This is a genomic window from Stenotrophomonas sp. GD03777, assembly GCF_029842485.1.
Classification (GTDB): domain Bacteria; phylum Pseudomonadota; class Gammaproteobacteria; order Xanthomonadales; family Xanthomonadaceae; genus Stenotrophomonas; species Stenotrophomonas sepilia.
In genome coordinates, this window is sequence record NZ_JAOCGL010000048.1 from 12338 (window position 1) to 30195 (window position 17858).

Annotated in this window: 15 protein-coding genes; 9 read left to right on the forward strand and 6 right to left on the reverse strand. The window is 67.2% G+C overall.

Annotated features, from left to right (window positions below; all coding sequences use genetic code 11):
- Nucleotides 1-524: 524 nt before the first annotated feature.
- Together N5E02_RS11905 and N5E02_RS11910 are read right to left on the reverse strand one after the other, a co-directional pair.
- Nucleotides 525-1952, reverse strand: a complete 1428-nt coding sequence (locus N5E02_RS11905; RefSeq protein ID WP_095378800.1) for an amino acid permease — start codon at nt 1950-1952, stop codon at nt 525-527.
- An 82-nt stretch (nt 1953-2034) separates the two neighbouring features.
- Nucleotides 2035-3510: an amino acid permease gene (locus N5E02_RS11910; RefSeq protein WP_005416354.1), complete on the reverse strand. Its 1476-nt coding sequence runs from the start codon at nt 3508-3510 to the stop codon at nt 2035-2037.
- 132 nt (nt 3511-3642) lie between these two features.
- Between N5E02_RS11910 and N5E02_RS11915 the strand changes: the two genes are divergently transcribed.
- Nucleotides 3643-4257 (forward strand): NUDIX hydrolase, encoded by a 615-nt coding sequence (locus N5E02_RS11915; protein ID WP_081275722.1) that lies wholly within the window; start codon nt 3643-3645, stop codon nt 4255-4257.
- Nucleotides 4257-4649, forward strand: coding sequence for a hypothetical protein (locus tag N5E02_RS11920; RefSeq protein WP_164092855.1), 393 nt, complete (start codon nt 4257-4259; stop codon nt 4647-4649). Before N5E02_RS11915 ends, N5E02_RS11920 begins: the two co-directional genes overlap by 1 nt.
- Before the next feature lie 125 nt (nt 4650-4774).
- On the opposite strand, the gene serA is transcribed toward N5E02_RS11920, so the two are convergent.
- Complete coding sequence (serA, locus tag N5E02_RS11925; RefSeq protein WP_164092854.1) at nt 4775-6016, reverse strand: phosphoglycerate dehydrogenase; 1242 nt, start codon at nt 6014-6016, stop codon at nt 4775-4777.
- A gap of 169 nt (nt 6017-6185) precedes the next feature.
- On the opposite strand from serA, the gene N5E02_RS11930 reads away from it, so the two are divergent.
- The 3 genes from N5E02_RS11930 to N5E02_RS11940 all read left to right on the forward strand — a co-directional run bounded on the left by N5E02_RS11930 (nt 6186) and on the right by N5E02_RS11940 (nt 9773).
- Nucleotides 6186-7574 carry an FAD-binding oxidoreductase gene (locus tag N5E02_RS11930; protein WP_279946290.1) on the forward strand — a complete coding sequence of 463 codons (1389 nt, stop codon included), beginning with the start codon at nt 6186-6188 and terminating at the stop codon, nt 7572-7574.
- A gap of 62 nt (nt 7575-7636) precedes the next feature.
- Nucleotides 7637-7936 (forward strand): DUF2388 domain-containing protein, encoded by a 300-nt coding sequence (locus N5E02_RS11935; protein WP_065196996.1) that lies wholly within the window; start codon nt 7637-7639, stop codon nt 7934-7936.
- Between the two features lie 40 nt (nt 7937-7976).
- The gene (locus tag N5E02_RS11940) at nt 7977-9773 is read left to right on the forward strand and encodes a DUF4105 domain-containing protein (protein WP_139727039.1); all 1797 of its coding nucleotides are present in this window, start codon (nt 7977-7979) and stop codon (nt 9771-9773) included.
- On the opposite strand, the gene N5E02_RS11945 is transcribed toward N5E02_RS11940, so the two are convergent.
- Nucleotides 9751-10827 (reverse strand): ATP-binding protein, encoded by a 1077-nt coding sequence (locus tag N5E02_RS11945; RefSeq protein WP_279946291.1) that lies wholly within the window; start codon nt 10825-10827, stop codon nt 9751-9753. The two genes, N5E02_RS11940 and N5E02_RS11945, sit on opposite strands and share 23 nt — an antisense overlap.
- Entirely contained in the window at nt 10827-11543 is a 717-nt protein-coding gene (locus N5E02_RS11950) for a response regulator (RefSeq protein ID WP_005416361.1), read from the reverse strand. The genes N5E02_RS11945 and N5E02_RS11950 overlap by 1 nt, the downstream gene beginning before the upstream one ends.
- A gap of 129 nt (nt 11544-11672) precedes the next feature.
- Here N5E02_RS11950 and N5E02_RS11955 point away from each other — a divergent pair, with 129 nt between their 5' ends.
- The 4 genes from N5E02_RS11955 (at nt 11673) to N5E02_RS11970 (ending at nt 17156) form a co-directional block, all read left to right on the forward strand.
- A complete protein-coding gene (locus N5E02_RS11955) occupies nt 11673-12821 on the forward strand; it encodes an efflux RND transporter periplasmic adaptor subunit (RefSeq protein ID WP_065196766.1) in 1149 nt (382 codons plus the stop codon).
- A gap of 36 nt (nt 12822-12857) precedes the next feature.
- Nucleotides 12858-16007 carry a multidrug efflux RND transporter permease subunit gene (locus tag N5E02_RS11960; RefSeq protein ID WP_262220287.1) on the forward strand — a complete coding sequence of 1050 codons (3150 nt, stop codon included), beginning with the start codon at nt 12858-12860 and terminating at the stop codon, nt 16005-16007.
- A complete protein-coding gene (locus tag N5E02_RS11965) occupies nt 15988-16380 on the forward strand; it encodes a nuclear transport factor 2 family protein (RefSeq protein ID WP_005416364.1) in 393 nt (130 codons plus the stop codon). The genes N5E02_RS11960 and N5E02_RS11965 overlap by 20 nt, the downstream gene beginning before the upstream one ends.
- A gap of 83 nt (nt 16381-16463) precedes the next feature.
- Nucleotides 16464-17156 (forward strand): MliC family protein, encoded by a 693-nt coding sequence (locus N5E02_RS11970; RefSeq protein WP_139727041.1) that lies wholly within the window; start codon nt 16464-16466, stop codon nt 17154-17156.
- 162 nt (nt 17157-17318) lie between these two features.
- On the opposite strand, the gene yeiP is transcribed toward N5E02_RS11970, so the two are convergent.
- Nucleotides 17319-17858: elongation factor P-like protein YeiP (gene yeiP, locus N5E02_RS11975; RefSeq protein WP_279946293.1), on the reverse strand; the 540-nt coding region annotated here is incomplete at its 5' end.

Genomic DNA, 17858 nt, shown 5'->3' on the forward strand with positions numbered 1-17858 from the left:
CGGCTGAGCCCCTCGTGGCGGGTCGTATAGAGCGGTTCATGGGCGGGGCGGGGCAGGTGGGCCGTGCAGGGGACGCTGCAAGTACGTCCCTGTAAGCTCGATGGCGCCATCCATGGCGCCAGCGCCCCTACACGGCCCACCCGCCCCGCCTCTGACAGGTTCCGGTGTACGGCCGGCCACGGAGTGAAGAAGGAAAAGCGAAAAGCGGGTCGCGGCGCTGCGCTTGCTCGGAGCCGAGCATGGCTCGGCTCTACAGGGAATTCATCGACCGGAGAGAATTCATCTCTCAGACGCAATTCATCCACGCATGGCGTGGATCTACCGGACGTGCCAGGAGACTGTCGGAGGCGGGGAGGGGGGAGGTTGCGGGGGCGTGAGCCGCATGGATGCGGCGACCGAGCTTACAGGGATGTACTTGCAGCGTCCCCCGCAATCTCCCCCCTCCTCGCCAAACCCTCAGTCCAGCTGTTGCTGTTGACGTTGCTCCAGCGGGTGCAGGGCCGCAGGCCCTGCAATGCAAAACCTTACCTACCCCGCAGGCGGCTGTGCCTGAAGCCGTAGCAGAAATAGATCACGAAACCGACGAAGGTCCAGACGCCCATCAGCATCCAGTTGTGCATCGTCATCGCCGACAGCAGGGCAAGGCAACTCAGCACGCCCAGGCTGCAGATCAGCCAGGCCATCGGCATGCGGAACGGGCGCGGCAGGTCCGGCTGGGTGCGGCGCAGGATCAGCACGCCGGCACACACCGCCGCGAACGCGATCAGCGTGCCCATCGAGGTCAGCTCGCCAAGGATGTCCAGTGGGAACAGCGCCGCCAGCAGCGCGATGCCGATGCCGGTGATCACCGTGTTGATGTGCGGGGTGCGGTACTTCGGGTGGATCCTGGTGAACACCGGCGGCAGCAGGCCGTCGCGCCCCATGATCATGAAGATGCGCGGCTGGCCGATGATCATCACCAGTACCACCGAGGACAGGCCGACCAGCGCGCCGACCTCGACCACCCAGCGCAGCCAACCCAGCTGCGGATGCGCGGCCACCGCGGTCACCACCGGTTCGTCGGTGCCCAGCAGCTGGAACGGCACCAGGCCGGTCATCACCGCCGCCATCGCGATGTAGAGCACGGTGCAGACCACCAGCGACAGCATCATGCCGATCGGCATGTCGCGCTGCGGGTTCTTGGATTCCTGCGCCGCCACCGAGACCGCCTCGAAGCCGATGTAGGCGAAGAACACCATCGCCGCGCCACGCAGCACGCCTTCCATGCCGTACTTGCCGGGGCCTTCGTTGGCGGGGATGAACGGCGTCCAGTTGCTGGTGTCCACGTACTTCCAGCCGACCACGATGACCAGCAGGATGAGGCCGGTCTTGAGCACGACCATCGCCATGTTCATTGCCGATGACTTGCTGATGCCGACGTAGCACAGCCAGGTCAGCAGCAGTACCAGCGCAGCGGCCGGCAGGTTGGCGATAGCACCGGTGGGGCGCAGCTGTGCGTCCAGTGGCGCACTGACCAGCGCCGCTGGCAGATGGATGTCGAACTGGCTGAGCAGGCTGAGGAAGTAGCCGGTCCAGCTGACCGCCACCGCCGACGCAGAGACGCCGTATTCGAGCACCAGCATCCAGCCGATGAACCAGGCCGACAGTTCGCCGAAGGTGGCGTAGGTATAGGTATAGGCGCTGCCGGAAACCGGCACCATCGAGGCGAACTCGGCGTAGGCCAGCGCGCAGAAGGCGCAGCAGATGGCGGCCAGCACGAACGACAGCATGATCGCGGGGCCGGCGTGATTGGCGGCGGCCTGGCCGGTGATGACGAAGATGCCGCCGCCGATCACGGCACCGATGCCGAGGGCGGTCAGGCCCCAGGGGCCGAGGTGGCGGCGCAGGCTCAGGCCGTTGGCGTCTTCATGGGCGGCATGCGGGTGCTTGGTGGCCCACAGTTGCTTGAACATGTCTGGTGGTCTTGTCGAAGCGCGCCGTGTCTGGCGCGCGGGGAAAACGGACGGGCCGGCACAGGGCCGGCCCGTAGGCGGATCAGGGTGACTTGGCCAGCTTGCTGTTGCGCATGCCATAGCCGAGATAGATCAGCATGCCCAGCACGGTCCAGCCGACGAACAGGTGCCAGTGCACCACGAACGCCTGCCAGAACAGGAACAGGCAGGCCGCAGCGCCAAGCGGGCAGATGATCCACACCGCCGGCACGCGGAACGGGCGGTGGATCTCCGGCTTGGTATAGCGCAGCACCAGCACGCCGATGCAGACCGTGGCGAAAGCCAACAGGGTGCCCATCGACACCAGTTCGCCCAGCACGTTCAGCGGCACCAGGCCGGCCAGTGCGGCGGCGATCACGCCGACCACGATCGTGGCCCAATAGGGGGTGCGGAAACGAGCGTGGACCTTGCCGAAGAACTTCGGCAGCAGGCCGTCGCGGGAAATGGTGTAGGCGATGCGGGTCTGGCCCATCATCATCACCAGCACCACCGAGGACAGGCCGGCGATGGCGCCGATCTCGACCAGGGTCTTCAGCCAGGACAGGGTCGGGTAGGGCTCCAGCGCGGTGGCCACCGGCTTGTCGGTGCCCAGCAGGTGGTACGGCATCATGCCGGTCAGCACCGCGCAGACGATGATGTAGACGATGGTGCACACGGCCAGCGAGCCGAGCAGGCCGATCGGCATGTTGCGCTGGGGATCCTTGGTTTCGCCGGCGGCGGTGGAGACCGCGTCGAAGCCGATGTAGGCGAAGAACACGATGGTGGCGGCGCGGAAGATGCCGCTCCAGCCGAACTCACCCGGCACGCCGGTGTTTTCCGGAATGAAGGGCTGCCAGTTGGCCGGATCGATGTGGGCCGCGCCGATGCCGATGAACAGGCAGATGACGGTGACCTTGATCGCCACGATGATGGCGTTGACGAACGCCGACTGGGTCACGCCCACGTACAGCAGGCCGGACACCGCCGCCACGATCAGCACCGCCGGCAGGTTGAACAGCTTGCCGGAAGAGACGAACTCGCTGCCGGTCCAGGCGATGGGCGCGGCGCTGAGCAGGTCCGGGAAGGGCATGTGCAGCGTGGTGGTGATGAAGCTGATCAGGTAGGCCGACCAACCCACCGCGACCGACGCCGAGGCGAACAGGTACTCCAGCACCAGGCACCAGCCGATGAACCAGGCCATGCCCTCGCCGAGGGTGGCGTAGGAGTAGGAGTAGGCACTGCCGGAGACCGGCATCATCGCCGCGAACTCGGCGTAGCACAGGCCCGCCAGGGCACAGGCGAAACCGGCCAGCACGAAGGACAGCATCACCGCCGGGCCGGCGTGGTTGGCCGCGGCCTGGCCGGTCAGCACGAAGATACCAGCGCCGATCACCGCACCCACGCCCAGCAGGATGAGGTGTTTAGCCGTGAGGGTCCGTTTCAACGTGGCTTCGCCGTCCAGGCTGCCTTCGATGGGTTCGCCGGCATCGACGTGCCCGGCCGGCTGGACCGGCTTGACCCTCAACAGAGCTTTCAGCATGCAGTACTTCCTAATGATCGGATGGGGTGGGCCGCCGATACGTTGCCGGCAACCTTGAATGGTGAAGGCCGTGCGAACGGCCCGCTGTACCTTAGCCAAAGCTGAAGCCAACGCACAAGCGCAATCGCAACAATGAACGGCGATAATGAGCAGTATTTTTCCGAACCGCCCCCATTCATGCGCCAGATCGCCGAAACCCTTGCCGTGCTTGATGATCGCCTGCGCGGTCTGTTGCGGGACTATGCCCGCCGCGAGCCCGCCCACGACGCACTGGCTGCCGAATTCGGCACATTGCTGGACGATCCAGAAGATCCGTTCCGTCGCGAACGGCTGGCCGGGCATTTCACCGCCAGCTGCTGGCTGGTCAGTGCCGACGGCCAGCGCCTGCTGCTCACCCATCACCGAAAGCTGCAGCGCTGGCTGCAGCTGGGCGGTCACGCCGACGGCGACCGTGATCTGGCGCAGGTGGCGCTGAAGGAAGCCGAGGAGGAGTCCGGGCTGAGCGGCCTGGTACTGGAAGACCCGGCCATCTTCGATCTGGACAAGCATTGGATTCCGGAGCGCAAGGACGTGCCGGGGCACTGGCACTACGACGTGCGTTTCGTGATCCGGGCGCTGGGTGGCGAGGCCTTCGTGCTCAGCGAGGAATCGCTCGACCTGGCCTGGCGGCAGGTGACCGAAGTCGCGGCCGACCCCGAATCGGATGAATCCATGCAGCGCATGGCGCGCCGCTGGCTGGCACGTTGATGCTCTCGGACGGCTGTGCCGCGTTTGTTGCGGCTCATGCGTGTGGCGAGGCGAAGCAGGATGCTGCCCTTGCGATGATCAAGGCTGCATTGCCAGTCATCACATCCATCGACTGGGAGCGCGTGCCATCACGCCTGGAGGTCCCCGGGGTGGGGCGGGAGCGGCTGGCGCAGGAGTTGAGCGACATTGCAGATGCTGTTGGCTTGCCAAGCGAGGCTGCGTTGACGGTTGTCCAGGTGGATGGGGCGGTACCTTCGCTGGGCAGCCGCCTGCAGGACTGGCTGGTTCATTCCGAGGAGCTGGATTTCGTCGATACGCTGTTCCTGTCGATGGAAGACAGGGTTCTGATCCATTGGGACTTTTACAAGAACCTCCACGCCGTAAGGTTCTGAGGTGTTCCATCCACGCATGGCGTGGATCTACTGCGGGATCGCGCGAAACGCCAGTAGATCCACGCCATGCGTGGATGGCGCGATGCCGGAAGCACTCCGCCGGGGTATGCCCGGCGACGCCTTGCTCAATACAGAATGCGCGTCCGCAGCGTGCCCGGAATCGCGGCCAGCTCGTCGCGCACGGCGGCGGCCTGTGCCTCGCTGGCGGTGATGTCGATCACCACGTAGCCCACCTTCGGGTCGGTACGCAGGAACTGGCCGTCGATGTTGACGTTGTGGCGCGAGAAGATCTCGTTGACCTTGGACAGTACGCCCGGCACGTTCTGGTGGATGTGCAGCAGGCGCAGGCTGTCTTCGTGTTCGGGCAGGGTCACTTCCGGGAAGTTGACCGCCGACAGGGTGCTGCCGTTGTCGCTGTAGCGCACCAGCTTGGCTGCCACTTCCACGCCGATGTTGTCCTGCGCTTCCAGCGTGCTGCCGCCGACGTGCGGGGTCAGGATCACGTTGTCGTGGCGGGTCAGCGGCGACTCGAAGATATCGCCGTTGCCCTTCGGTTCGACCGGGAACACGTCCAGCGCGGCACCGCCGACGTGGCCGCAGGCCAGCGCAGCATCCAGCGCATCGATGTCGACCACGGTGCCGCGCGCGGCGTTGATCAGGTGCGCACCCTTGCGCATCTTCGCCAGCTCGGTGCTGCCGATCATCCACTGCGTGGCCGGCGTCTCCGGCACGTGCAGGGTGACGATGTCGGCGCGCGCCAGCAGGTCGTCCAGGCTGGCCGCGGCACGCGCATTGCCCAGCGCCAGCTTGGTTTCCACGTCGTGGAAGATCACCTGCATGCCCAGCGATTCGGCCAGCACGCCGACCTGGGTGCCGATGTGGCCATAACCGATGATGCCCAGCGTCTTGCCACGCACTTCATGGCTGCCGCTGGCCGACTTCGACCAGCCGCCGCGATGGCATTCGGCGTTCTTCTGCGGGATGCCGCGGGTCAGCATGATCGCCTCGGCGATCACCAGCTCGGCCACGCTGCGGGTATTGGAATAGGGCGCATTGAACACCGGAATGCCGGCCAGTTCGGCCGCATCCAGGTCGACCTGGTTGGTGCCGATGCAGAAGCAGCCCACTGCGATCAGGCGCTTCGCCTCGGCCAGCACCTCGGCGCTGAGCTGGGTGCGCGAACGGATGCCGACAATATGTGCCTCGGCGATGCGCGCCTTCAATTCGTCCTCGGGCAGCGCCTTGGTGTGTGCCTCGATCTGGCTGTAGCCGGCGGCGCTGAACACCTCCACGGCGGTCTGGCTGACCCCCTCCAGCAACAGCACGCGGATATCCTGCTTCGGGAACGAGGTCTTCTTCGGCGACATGGGGCAACACGGCCAGTGGGACAGGGGCCAACCACTATGCCAGATCACGGCGCTCATGGTGCAGTGCGCAATTGGTTGCATCCGTAGCTATCTGCCTGTCTGCAGGGCTGGACGCTGGCGCGTGCCGCTGGCACGCTTGCCCGTTCTTCACGCCCCGCGCTGGACCGTCATGACCGATTCCCGCATTGCCTCGCTGCAGCAGGCCTGTCCCGGCCTGAAGCTGAAGACCGACCCGGCCGACCTGGAGCATTACGGGCGCGACTGGACCCGGCGCTGGACGCCGGCGCCGCTGGCGATCGCACTGCCGGCCACGGTCGAGGAGGTACAGGCGGTGATGCGCTGGAGTGCCGCCGAGGGCGTGGCGGTGGTGCCGTCGGGCGGCCGCACCGGCCTCTCGGGTGGCGCGGTGGCGGCCAACGGCGAGCTGGTGCTCAGCCTGGAGAGGATGAACAGGGCGCTGGACTACGACGCGGTCGATCGCACCCTGGTGGTGCAGGCCGGCATGCCGCTGGAGGCCGTGCACAACGCCGCGCTGGACCACGGCCTGATCTACCCGGTGGATTTCGCCGCGCGCGGCTCGTGCACGATCGGCGGCAACATTGCCACCAATGCCGGCGGCATCCGCGTGATCCGCTACGGCAACACCCGCGAGTGGATCGCCGGGCTGAAGGTGGTCACCGCCAGTGGCGAACTGCTCGAGCTCAACAAGGGCCTGATCAAGAACTCCAGCGGCTATGACTTCCGCCAGCTGTTGATCGGTTCGGAGGGCACGCTGGGCGTGATCGTCGAAGCCACCGTGAAGCTGACCGACCCGCCGCCGGCCAGCAACGTGATGCTGCTGGCAGTACCCAGCTTCGAAGTGCTGATGCAGGTGTTCGCCGCGTTCCGCGCGCGCCTGCAGCTGCAGGCCTTCGAGTTCTTGACCGACCGCGCGCTGGAGCATGTGCTGGCGCACGGTGCGCAGGCGCCGTTCGACGAGGTGCACCCGTACTACGTGGTCACCGAGTTCGCCGCCAACGACGAAGCGCAGGAAGCGGCGGCGATGGCGGCCTTCGAGGACTGCATGGGCAACGGCTGGGTCAGCGACGGGGTGATCAGTGCCAGCGACGCCCAGGCCGCCCAGCTGTGGCGCCTGCGCGAAGGCATCACCGAATCGCTGGCGCGCTACAAACCCTACAAGAACGACGTCTCGGTACGGATCTCGGCGATGCCGGCGTTCCTGGCCGAGACCCAGGCGCTGATCGGGCAAGCCTACCCGCACTTCGACGTGGTCTGGTTCGGCCACATCGGCGACGGCAACCTGCATATCAACGTGCTCAAGCCCGACGACACCAGTGACGCCGATTTCGTGGCGCAGTGCGAGCACGTCACCAAGCTGCTGGCGCAGGTGCTGGCGCGTTTCGATGGCAGCATCTCGGCCGAGCATGGCATCGGCCTGGTCAAGAAGGGCTACCTGGACAGCACCCGCGGCCCGGCCGAAATCGCGCTGATGAAGGCGGTCAAACGCGCGTTCGATCCCCAAGCGCGGCTGAATCCCGGCAAGCTGTTTGACGCCTGAGCCGGGCAAATCCTTCACGCACCCGTTACGCTCCACCCATCCTCACAACCGGCTTCGAACCGATGACCCGTCCGCTTCTGCTGCTCGCCCTGCTGTCCCTGCCGCTGGCCGGCTTTGCTTCCAGCTTCGCCGGCACCTCGGCCGGTTCTGCCACCGGTGCTTCCTCCGGCTCCTCGGGCAGCAGCTCGGGTGACGACAAGGTGGTGCTGGCCGCGCGCGACGATGCCGCTGCGTTCGTTGCCAGCGACGGCCAGATCCGTGGCGCCCGCCTGCAGGCCGCACTGGCCCACCTGCGTGAGCAGAGCGCCGCCGCGCAGCAGCAGAGCGACCTGGAACTGGCCCGCACACTGCTGGCGCGTTGATCCGGCCTTCGGGTAGTGCCGGCCGCTGGCCGGCAATTCCATGACATCTGCACGGAACGCCGCCACGCTTGGCGTGGCTCTACTGCTGACCGCCCACGTCGCGTCTGCAGCTGATCGCCTGCAGCTTGATCCGTCCGGTCTCGATCCGGCGCAGCAGCGGCTCGCCAGCCAGACCCTGGCCGACGTGCAGTCACTATTGCCGGACGGCCTGCTGGCTGCGTTGCCGGCGCAGGTACGGGTGCGCTGGACGGATGACCTGCCGGCCGATGTGCATGGCCGCACCTTCGCTGGCCGTATCGCGTTGCGCCGGAGTCTGCTGGGCGACAGTGCGCCGGGCGCCCGGCGCGCACGCCGCAGCGCGCTGGTACACGAACTGACGCACGTCGCCGACCGTGGCGGTGCGAACTGGTCGCAGAGCATGCGATGGCGTGACCTCGCGGGTTGGCAGCGCAAGCCCTGGCATCTCGGCCGTGGCGACAACGACTTCCGTGACCGCAGCCCCGATGCGTATGAACTGAAGGACCCGGCCGAGTACCTGGCAGTGAACGCCGAGCATTTCGTGCTCGACAGCGAGTTCGCCTGCCGGCGCCCGGCACTGGCGCGGTGGTACCAGGCCCATTTCGGAACCCCGCCATCGCTGCCGCAGTCGCACTGCGCGACCGCGTTGCCCTTGCTGCAGGCCGAATCGGAAGAGGGGGCGGCATCGCTGCTGCAGCTCGACCCCGCGCGTGTCTACGCCGTGGATTACCTGTTCGCCGAAGGCAGCGCGCAGCCGATGAGCCGCTGGGGCCACAGCATGCTGCGATTGGTGATCTGCAGGCCCGGGCGCGCGCCGGGACCGGACTGCCGGCTGGATCTTGAATACCATCGCGTGCTGTCCTTCCGCGCGTTCGTGGGCGACGTACAGATATCCAACTGGCGCGGCTTGACCGGCGGCTACCCGTCGCGGCTGTTCGTGCTGCCGCTGCAGCAGGTGGTGGACGAGTACACCAAGGTCGAACTGCGCGGCCTGCAGTCGCTGCCATTGCGGCTGCAGCGCGATGAGATCGCCAGCCTGCTCGAGCGCACCGCCCAGGTGCACTGGAGCTATGACGGGCGCTATTACTTCGTCAGCAACAACTGTGCGGTGGAGACCGCCAAGCTGCTGCAGGCCGGAGTGCCGCGGCTGGGCGAGGCCGGGCTGGCCCAGCTGAGTCCGCGTGGTCTCAAGCGCCGGCTGGCGCGGCTGGGCATGCTCGACGAGCGGGTACTCACGGACCGCAACGCCGCGCAGGCACAGGGGTATTACTTCGCTTCCGCGCGCGACCACTACCAGCAGTTGTTCACAGTGGCGGCGACCCAGCTGAGCCTGCCCGCCCGCGATGTGCGCGGCTGGTTGAAGCTGCCGGCGGAACAACGGGCACCGTGGCTGCTGAAGGGCGACCTGCGCGCCAGTGCCGGCCTGCTGTTGCTGGAACAGGCCGCACAGCGGCGTGCCGAGCTGCGGGCACGCGATGTGCTCAAGCGGCAGCTGCTGGCTGCTGCGGACAGCGCGGAAACCCGCAGCCTGCGCGGCCTGCTGGCGCAGAGTGGGCAGTGGTTGCGCCCGGGGACGCTGCTGCAGGACGGCGGCTATGGGTTGCCGCTGGGCGACGAGCAGGTACTGCTGTCTGCGGCCGTGGCCACTGCCAGTGCGCAGGCGGTACCGGCATGGCAGGCATTGCGTGTGCAGCTTCGCCAGCAGTTGCCGGCGCAGCAGCGTGAGGAAATGGATGCGATCGACGCCAATCTGGCCGCGCTGGGAGCACACCTGCGCACGCAGGCCGCTGGTCCGGCTACTGGCGCGGCAGTTCGATGACGAAACGGCTGCCGCCGCAGCTGCCGGGCGTGCAGCAGGCACGGCCACCATGTGCATCGGCGATGGCCTTGACCACCGCCAGGCCAAGCCCGCTGCCACCGCCCTGGCGCGAACGTGAGCCGTCGGCGCGCATGAACGGAGTGAAGATGTCGGCATGCAGTCCGGGATCGATCCCCGGGCCTTCATCCTCGATGGCCACCTGCACATGGCCCGGCGTGTCATGCACGGCGATGCGCACCTTGCCTGGGCTGGCATAGCGACGCGCGTTCTCCAGCAGCGCCAGCAGCGCCTGGCGCAGGCGCGTGGGATCACAGTGCGCGTTGTGTTCCTCGCGGCTGGTTTCCAGCTCCAGCACGAAGCCCGCAGCGCGGAACTGCGGGTCGACCAGCGTCATCACCGAATGCACCTCGGCCACCACGTCGGTGCGTGCGCGACGCACGTCCAGCCGTGCGTTGTCGGACAGGCTCAGTACGCGCAGATCTTCAATCAGGCGGGACAGCCCTTCGACCTGGGCGAGCAGGCTGCGGAACTGCGACTCGTCCGGATGGAACACGCCCTCGGCCAGTCCCTGCAGGCGGCCGCGCAGGATCGTCACCGGAGTACGCAGCTCATGTGCGATGGCCGCATGCCACATCGCGCGCTCGCTCTCCATGTGCTGCAGGCGGCGCGCCATCGCATTGAAGTCTTCAACCAGGGTCGCCACTTCGCCCGGCGAATTCTCCTCGACGCTGGCGCGCGCCCCGAGGTCACCGCTGGCGAGGGCACGCACGCTGTCCACCAGCGAATTCAACGGCGACAGGATGCGGTGGGCGAGGCGGAACGAGGCGGCGATGGCCAGCGCCAGGCCGGTCAGGATCACGCCCACCATCCATGCAAGCTCCGGCCCGGTCGGCAACCAGCTTTCCGGCTCTTCGGTACTGCCGGGGAAGAACTCGACCAGCACCGCGTACAGCAGCCACGACGACAGGATCATCATCACGATGACGCCGATCACCATCAGCGACATCGAGACGATGATGTGGCGGCTGAGCCCGGAGCGGCGCAGGCGGGCCATCAGCGGTCGGCCATCAGCCGGTAGCCGACACCGCGCACACTGGCCGGAACATTGACCATGCCCACTTCGTCCAGCTTGCGGCGCAGCTTGCTGACGTGGCTGTCGACAGTGCGCTCCAGCGCTTCGCTTTCCGGCAGGCATTCGTGCATCAGCTCGCTGCGGCTGAAGATGCGGGTCGGTGCCAGCGCCATGCAGTGCAGCAGCTTGAACTCGGTGAGCGTGAGCAGCACTTCGTGACTGTAGCCTTCGCCCTCCACGTGCACGGCGTGGGTGGCCGAGTCGATCAGCAGCGGGCCGACGCGCAGCGCAGTGGGCGCGTCCACGCGCGAGGCGCGCAGCGTACGCCGCAGCACCGCGCGCACGCGCGCCGCCACCTCGGCCGGGTTGAACGGCTTGACCACGTAGTCGTCGGCACCCATGCGCAGCGCGGTCAGCTTGTCCAGGTCCTGGTCCAGCGCGGTCAGCATGATCACCGGCGTCTCACCACGCTGGCGCAGCTGGGTCAGCACGCTCCAGCCATCCAGGCGTGGCAGCTGTACATCGAGCAGGACCAGGTCGGGGCGGGCGCTGCGATGCAGGTCCAGTGCGCTATGGCCATCGGCCGCGCGCAGCGTGCGCAGTCCTTCGCGTTCCAGGTAGGCGCTGAGAATATCGGCGATCTCGGCCTCATCCTCGACGATCAGGACCAGGGCGGCGAGGGCGGGGGAGGCATGCATGCAGGGGCGGGGCCGTAAGGTGCTTGCCTCCATCGTATCTCCACAGTTCCTCCATCGAAACCCCATCATTGCCACGCACACTGCGCGCTTCAGAACCTATCCGCCGCCTGCGCGGCATTGTGCACAGCAATGAGAACCTTCAGGACTCCGGTCGCGTTGATCGCGGCCCTCGCCCTGGCCATGACGGCCTGCTCAACCCCCGAAGCCACTCCCGAGGCCGCACCGCGTGTCAGCGTGGTCACCGTCGGCCCGCAGGTGGTACAGCGCGATGACGAACTGCCCGGCCGCGTGGCTGCCGTGCGCACCGCACAGATCCGTGCCCAGGTGGGCGGCATCGTGCAGCGCCGCCTGTTCGACCAAGGCGCAGAAGTGAGCGCCGGCCAGGCCCTGTTCCAGATCGATCCGGCGGCGTTCCGTGCAGATGTTGATTCGGCACTGGCAGCCCTTCAGCGCAGCGAAGCGGCGCTGGGCCGCAGCCGCGTGCAGTCGCAGCGCCTGCATGCGCTGGCCGCCGCACAGGCGGTCAGCCAACAGCATCGCGACGATGCCAGTGCCGAGTACGAACAGGCCCGTGCGGCGGTGAACGAAGCGCGCGCGATCCTGGCCCGTCGCCAGCTTGACCTGCGCTATGCCACGGTCAGCGCGCCGATTGCCGGCCGCATCGACCAGGCGCTGGTGACCGAAGGCGCACTGGTGGGCGTGGCCGATGCCGAGCCGATGGCAGTGGTGCAGCAGATCGACCAGGTCTACGTCGATGTGCGCCAACCGGCGGCGCAGCTGGAGTCTCTGCAGCGCAGTGCCGCCGGTGGCGGCGAGCTGCCGGTGACGATCATCGGTGCCAGCGGCAAGCCACTGCCCGAACGCGGCCAACTGCTGTTCTCCGGCATCAATGTCGATGCGCGAACCGGTGATGTCATCCTGCGCATCCTGGTCGACAACCCGCAGCGACAGCTGCTGCCCGGCATGTACGTGCGCGCGAGGGTGCCACGTGGCGCGCCGGCCAGTGCATTGACCGTGCCACAGCAGGCGGTGCTGCGCAGCGCCGGTGGCCAGGCCTATGCCTGGGTGATCGGCGCCGACGGCAAGGCGGTGATCCGCACGCTGGAAGTGGACGGCAGTGTCGATCGCCAGTGGCTGGTGCGCACGGGCCTGAAGGCCGGCGAGAAGGTGGTGGTCGAGGGCCAGGAGCGCCTGCAGGAAGGCGTGGTGGTCGATGCGCGCGACTGGCAGATGCCGGTCGCCAGCGCCGGTGCAGTGCAGGCCGGCAGCAAGGGCTGAGCCTTTCCGGGGCCGGTCCCTCCAGGGAAATCCAACATGGCACGTTTCTTCATCGATCGCCCGGTGTTCGCCTGGGTGCTGGCGATCTTCATCATCCTGGCCGGCGTGCTGGCGATCCCGCGGCTGGCGGTGGAGCGCTATCCAGCAGTCGCCCCGCCCAGCGTCAGCATCTATGCCAGCTACCCGGGTGCCAGCCCGCAGACGCTGAATGATGCCGTGGTTGGCCTGATCGAGCGCGAGCTGTCCAGCGTCAAGCACCTGCTGTACTTCGAGTCGTCGGTGGACGCGTCCGGCGAAGCGTCGATCACTGCCACCTTCAAGCCCGGCACCAATCCGGAGCTGGCGCAGGTGGACGTGCAGAACCGGATCAAGGCGATCGAACCGCGGCTGCCGCGCAGCGTGCGCCAGAACGGGCTGTTCGTGGAGGCCGCTGATTCCGGCTTCCTGATGCTGGTCGGCCTGCGTTCGCCCGATGCCAGCGTCAGCGAGGCGGCGCTGGGCGATTTCATGGCGCGCAACATCATCGAAGAGCTGCGCCGTATCGATGGCGTCGGCCGCGTGCAGTTGTTCGGTGCCGAGCAGGCGATGCGCGTGTGGCTGGACCCGACCCGGTTGACCGGCTACGGCCTGACCATGGGCGATGTGGCAACCGCGATCGAGCAGCAGAATCTGGAGATTTCGCCAGGACGCATTGGTGATTCGCCGGGTGTTCCAGGCCAGCGCATCACCGTGCCGCTCAGTGCCGACGGCCAGTTGTCCACGCCCGAACAGTTCGCGGCGATCGTACTGCGTGCCGGCGCCGACGGTTCACGGGTGGTGCTGGGTGATGTCGCCCGCGTCGAGCTGGGCGCGCAGAGCTATGCCTGGGGCACCCGCGAGGACGGCCATCCAGCCACCGCCGCCGGCGTGCAGCTGCGCCCGGGCGCGAACGCGGTGCGTACCGCTGCGGCGGTGCGTGAGCGCATTGCTGAGCTGGCGCCCCTGCTGCCGCGCGGGGTGGAAGCGAGCATCCCGTTCGACACCGCGCCGTTCGTGAAGATCTCGATCCAGAAGGTGGTGCAGACCCTGCTGGAGGCGATGCTGCTGGTGTTCGCGGTGATGTACCTGTTCCTGCAGAACTGGCGTTACACGCTGATCCCGGCGTTGGTCGCACCGATCGCGCTGCTGGGTACGTTCGCGGTGATGCTGGCGCTGGGCTTCTCGATCAACGTACTGACCATGTTCGGCATGGTGCTGGCCATCGGCATCATCGTCGACGACGCGATCGTGGTGGTCGAGGGCGTGGAACGGATCATGGCCGAGGAGGGCCTGCCGCCGCGCGAGGCCACCATCAAGGCGATGCGTGAACTGACCGGCGCAGTGATCGGCATTACCCTGGTGCTGACTGCGGTGTTCATCCCGATGGCGCTGGCCAGCGGTTCGGTGGGCGCGATCTACCGCCAGTTCACCGTGGCGATGGCGGTGTCGATCCTGTTCTCTGCGCTGCTGGCCCTGAGTCTGACGCCGGCGCTGTGCGCGACCCTGCTGCGCCAGGCCACCCACGGCCATTACGGTCGCGGCGGGCTGTTCGGCGCTTTCAACCGGGGCTTCGAGCGGATGACCGGGCGTTACCAGCGTGGTGTGGCGTCGGTGCTGCAGCGGAGCGGGCGGGTGATGGGCGTGTTCGCCGCGCTGGTGGCGGCGTTGCTGCTGGGCCTGCACTGGCTGCCGGGTGCATTCCTGCCGGAAGAAGACCAGGGCTATTTCATGACCTCGATCCAGCTGCCGGCCGAGGCGACGGCCGAGCGTACGCTGGCCGTTGTCGAAGCCTACGAACGGCACGTGGCCTCGCGTCCAGGCATCGGCTCCAACCAGTCGATCCTCGGCTACAGCTTTTCCGGTTCCGGCCCGAGTGCGGCGCTGACCTACACCATGCTGAAGGACTGGGGTGAGCGCGCAGGCGCAACCGCGGCCGGTGAGGTGGAGGCCGCACAGCAGGCGATGGCCACGGTTGCCGAGGGTGAGGTGATGAGCGTGATGCCGCCGGCCATCGACAGCCTGGGTCGTTCCTCCGGCTTCTCGCTGGCCCTGCAGGCGCGTACCGGGCAGGGCCAGGCCGAACTGCGCGCAGCCCTGCAGCAGCTGCTGAAGCTGGCCGAAGCCAGCCCGCTGCTGTCGGAGGTGCATGCCGATGGCCTGCCAGCCGGCACCAGCGTGCGGCTGGAGATCGACCGCGCCAAGGCCGAGGCGATGGGCGTGGGCTTCGAGCACATCAGCAGCACGCTGTCGGCGGCCATGGGCTCGCAGTACGTCAACGACTTCCCGAACAAGGGACGGCTGCAGCAGGTGATCCTGCAGGCCGATGCGCCGCACCGGATGGAGCTGGAAGACGTGCTGAAGCTGTACGTGCGCAACAGCGAGGGCGGCATGGTGGCGTTGTCCGAGCTGGTCACCCCGCACTGGACCGAGGCGCCGTTGCAGCTGCAACGCTATCTTGGTTTCCCGGCGCTGAACCTGTCCGGCGCCCCGGCCTCTGGCGTGTCGACCGGCCAGGCCATGGCGGAGATGGAGCGGTTGGCCGAAAAGCTGCCGTCCGGCTTCGCCCTGCAATGGACCAGCCAGTCGCTGCAGGAGCGTGAGTCGGGGGCGCAGGCGCCGTGGCTGCTGCTGTTGTCGATGCTGGTGGTCTTCCTGGTGCTTGCCGCGCTGTACGAGAGCTGGTCGATTCCGTTGGCGGTGCTGCTGGTGGTGCCCCTGGGCCTGCTTGGCGCGGTCGCCGCGGTGCTGTTGCGCGGCATGCCCAACGACGTGTTCTTCAAGGTCGGCATGATCACCGTGATCGGGCTGTCGGCGAAGAACGCGATCCTCATCGTCGAATTCGCGCGGCAGCTGCAGCAGCAGGGGCGCGGCCTGGTTGAAGCAGCGCTGGAGGCGGCGCGGCTGCGCCTGCGTCCGATCGTGATGACCTCGCTGGCGTTCGCGCTGGGCGTGGTGCCACTGATGCTGGCACAGGGCGCGTCGAAGGAAACCCAGCAGGCAATTGGAACCGGCGTGTTCGGCGGCATGGTCAGTGCGACCGTGCTGGCGGTGTTCTTCGTGCCGGTCTTCTATGTAGTGGTGCAGGGCGCGCGGCAGTGGATCGCGCAGCGCCTGCGCAGGCGCCGGCCGATGCCGGGAGGAACCGTGGATGGAACGGAACATCGTTGAAGATCTGCATGAGCAGCAGTTGATGGCGCTGGAGCAGCGCCTGTGCGCAGCGCTGCTGGATAACAATCACGATGCGTTGAACGCGCTGGTATCGCCGGCCCTGTTCCTGATGGACGGCCACGGTGGCCGCATGCTCGATCTGCCGTGGCTGCGTGATTGGTTGGCCGGTGACCTGCAGGTACGAAGCCTGCAGCTGCACGCGGTGGAAACGCTGCTGTGTGGCCGTCTGGCGTTGCTGTCCAGCGACGTGCGGATGTCGGTGTGGCGGCAGGGCCGGGAGCGTGAACTGAAGCTGCGCCTGTTGCGGGTCTGGACCTGCAGTTCCGGCGGCAGTGGCGCGCAGCTGCTGTCGATGGCGGTGCTGGCCGCATGAGTGCGGTCAGGCTGTTTTCAGGCCCCGCTCACCGCGAGGTGGTAGGGTCGAGCATTCCTGTAGTGTCGACAAGGAGTCGAGCCATGCGTGTAGTTCCCAGTCTGTTGGCAGCCTCCCTGGGGTTGGTCCTGGCCGCGTGCCAGCCGGCCCAGGCACCCGCGGCGGGCAGCAATGACCCCTCGCCTGCCACGCCGAAGCCGAGCGCCAACACGGAAGGTGGCAGCGAGACCGCCTACCAGTGTGGTGATCTGAGCGTGCGCGCGACCTTCAATGGCGAGGATGCTGCCACGCTGGTGATCGGCGAGCGTAGCTTCGCCATGACCTCCGAGCGCGCGGCATCCGGCGCCAAGTACAGCGATGGCCTTGGCAACAGCTTCTGGACCAAGGGCAGCGATGATGGCCTGCTGAGCCTGAAGGGCGAGCCGGATCGCGAGTGCCATGCGGTGGAAGCTGGCGAAGGCGATGGCAGCGCCGGCAATGCCGCGTTCCGTGCCACCGGCAATGAACCCGGATGGCTTGCAGTCGTCGATGGCAATATGCCGGGCCTGCAGGTGGAAGTTGACTATGGCGAGCGCCGCTTTGACGTGGCCAAGCCAACCAAGGGAGCCGACGGCTGGAGCGGCAAGGCGTCCGATGGTACCGACGTCAAGCTGAGTTTCCAGCGCACTACCTGCCAGGACGATATGAGCGGGGAGGCGTTCGAGGCGAAGGTGATGCTGACCGTCGGTACGCGCCAGTACCACGGCTGCGGCAATTTCGGCGCGAAGCAGCCGTAAGTTACCTGTAGAGCCGAGCCCACGCTCGGCTGCAGTACCTGTCCAACCCACCGCAGCCGAGCACGGGCTCGGCTCTACACAACTACTGTCAGCGATGCGCTGCTTGCTGCCTGCGGCGAACTTGCCGCAGGCAGCGATCGGCAGGCGATCGGCGCAGGGTGCTTAGTCGGCACGGCCGGCGAATTCGCCGGTGGCGGTGTTCACCAGCACGCGCTCGCCGTTGACGATGTACTCCGGCACCATGATCTCGATGCCGGTGTTGAGCTTGGCCGGCTTCGGGCGCTTGGTGGCGGTGCCACCCTTCAGTTCCGGCGGCGTCTCGATCACTTCCAGCACCACGGAGGCCGGCAGCTGGATCGCCACCGGCTGCTCGTCGATCACCTGCACGTAGATGCCGGTCAGGCCGTCGGTGATGTAACCGGCGTCATCGCCGATCACGTCCGCATCCAGGGTGTACGGGGTGTAGTCCTCGTCATCCAGGAACACGAAGGCATCGCCGTCCTTGTACGAATAGGTGGACTGGCGGCGCAGCAGTTCGACCTCGACCAGGTTGTCGTCGGCATCGAAGCTGGCGTCGAGCTTGTTGCCTCCCGGCACGCTGTACATGATGAAGCGGAAGCGGACGTTGCCGCCGCGACCCTGAGGCGAGCTGCGCTCGATGTCGCGGATCTGGTACACGCCGTTGTTGTACTCGACGACGTT

What these genes read in the sequence shown, in the direction of transcription:
- N5E02_RS11905 (WP_095378800.1), bottom strand. Translation starts at nt 1,952, where the DNA reads ATGTTCAAGCAACTGTGGGCCACCAAGCACCCGCATGCCGCCCATGAA.
- N5E02_RS11910 (WP_005416354.1), bottom strand. Translation starts at nt 3,510, where the DNA reads ATGCTGAAAGCTCTGTTGAGGGTCAAGCCGGTCCAGCCGGCCGGGCAC.
- N5E02_RS11915 (WP_081275722.1), top strand. Translation starts at nt 3,643, where the DNA reads ATGAACGGCGATAATGAGCAGTATTTTTCCGAACCGCCCCCATTCATG.
- N5E02_RS11920 (WP_164092855.1), top strand. Translation starts at nt 4,257, where the DNA reads ATGCTCTCGGACGGCTGTGCCGCGTTTGTTGCGGCTCATGCGTGTGGC.
- serA (WP_164092854.1), bottom strand. Translation starts at nt 6,016, where the DNA reads ATGTCGCCGAAGAAGACCTCGTTCCCGAAGCAGGATATCCGCGTGCTG.
- N5E02_RS11930 (WP_279946290.1), top strand. Translation starts at nt 6,186, where the DNA reads ATGACCGATTCCCGCATTGCCTCGCTGCAGCAGGCCTGTCCCGGCCTG.
- N5E02_RS11935 (WP_065196996.1), top strand. Translation starts at nt 7,637, where the DNA reads ATGACCCGTCCGCTTCTGCTGCTCGCCCTGCTGTCCCTGCCGCTGGCC.
- N5E02_RS11940 (WP_139727039.1), top strand. Translation starts at nt 7,977, where the DNA reads ATGACATCTGCACGGAACGCCGCCACGCTTGGCGTGGCTCTACTGCTG.
- N5E02_RS11945 (WP_279946291.1), bottom strand. Translation starts at nt 10,827, where the DNA reads ATGGCCCGCCTGCGCCGCTCCGGGCTCAGCCGCCACATCATCGTCTCG.
- N5E02_RS11950 (WP_005416361.1), bottom strand. Translation starts at nt 11,543, where the DNA reads ATGCATGCCTCCCCCGCCCTCGCCGCCCTGGTCCTGATCGTCGAGGAT.
- N5E02_RS11955 (WP_065196766.1), top strand. Translation starts at nt 11,673, where the DNA reads ATGAGAACCTTCAGGACTCCGGTCGCGTTGATCGCGGCCCTCGCCCTG.
- N5E02_RS11960 (WP_262220287.1), top strand. Translation starts at nt 12,858, where the DNA reads ATGGCACGTTTCTTCATCGATCGCCCGGTGTTCGCCTGGGTGCTGGCG.
- N5E02_RS11965 (WP_005416364.1), top strand. Translation starts at nt 15,988, where the DNA reads ATGGAACGGAACATCGTTGAAGATCTGCATGAGCAGCAGTTGATGGCG.
- N5E02_RS11970 (WP_139727041.1), top strand. Translation starts at nt 16,464, where the DNA reads ATGCGTGTAGTTCCCAGTCTGTTGGCAGCCTCCCTGGGGTTGGTCCTG.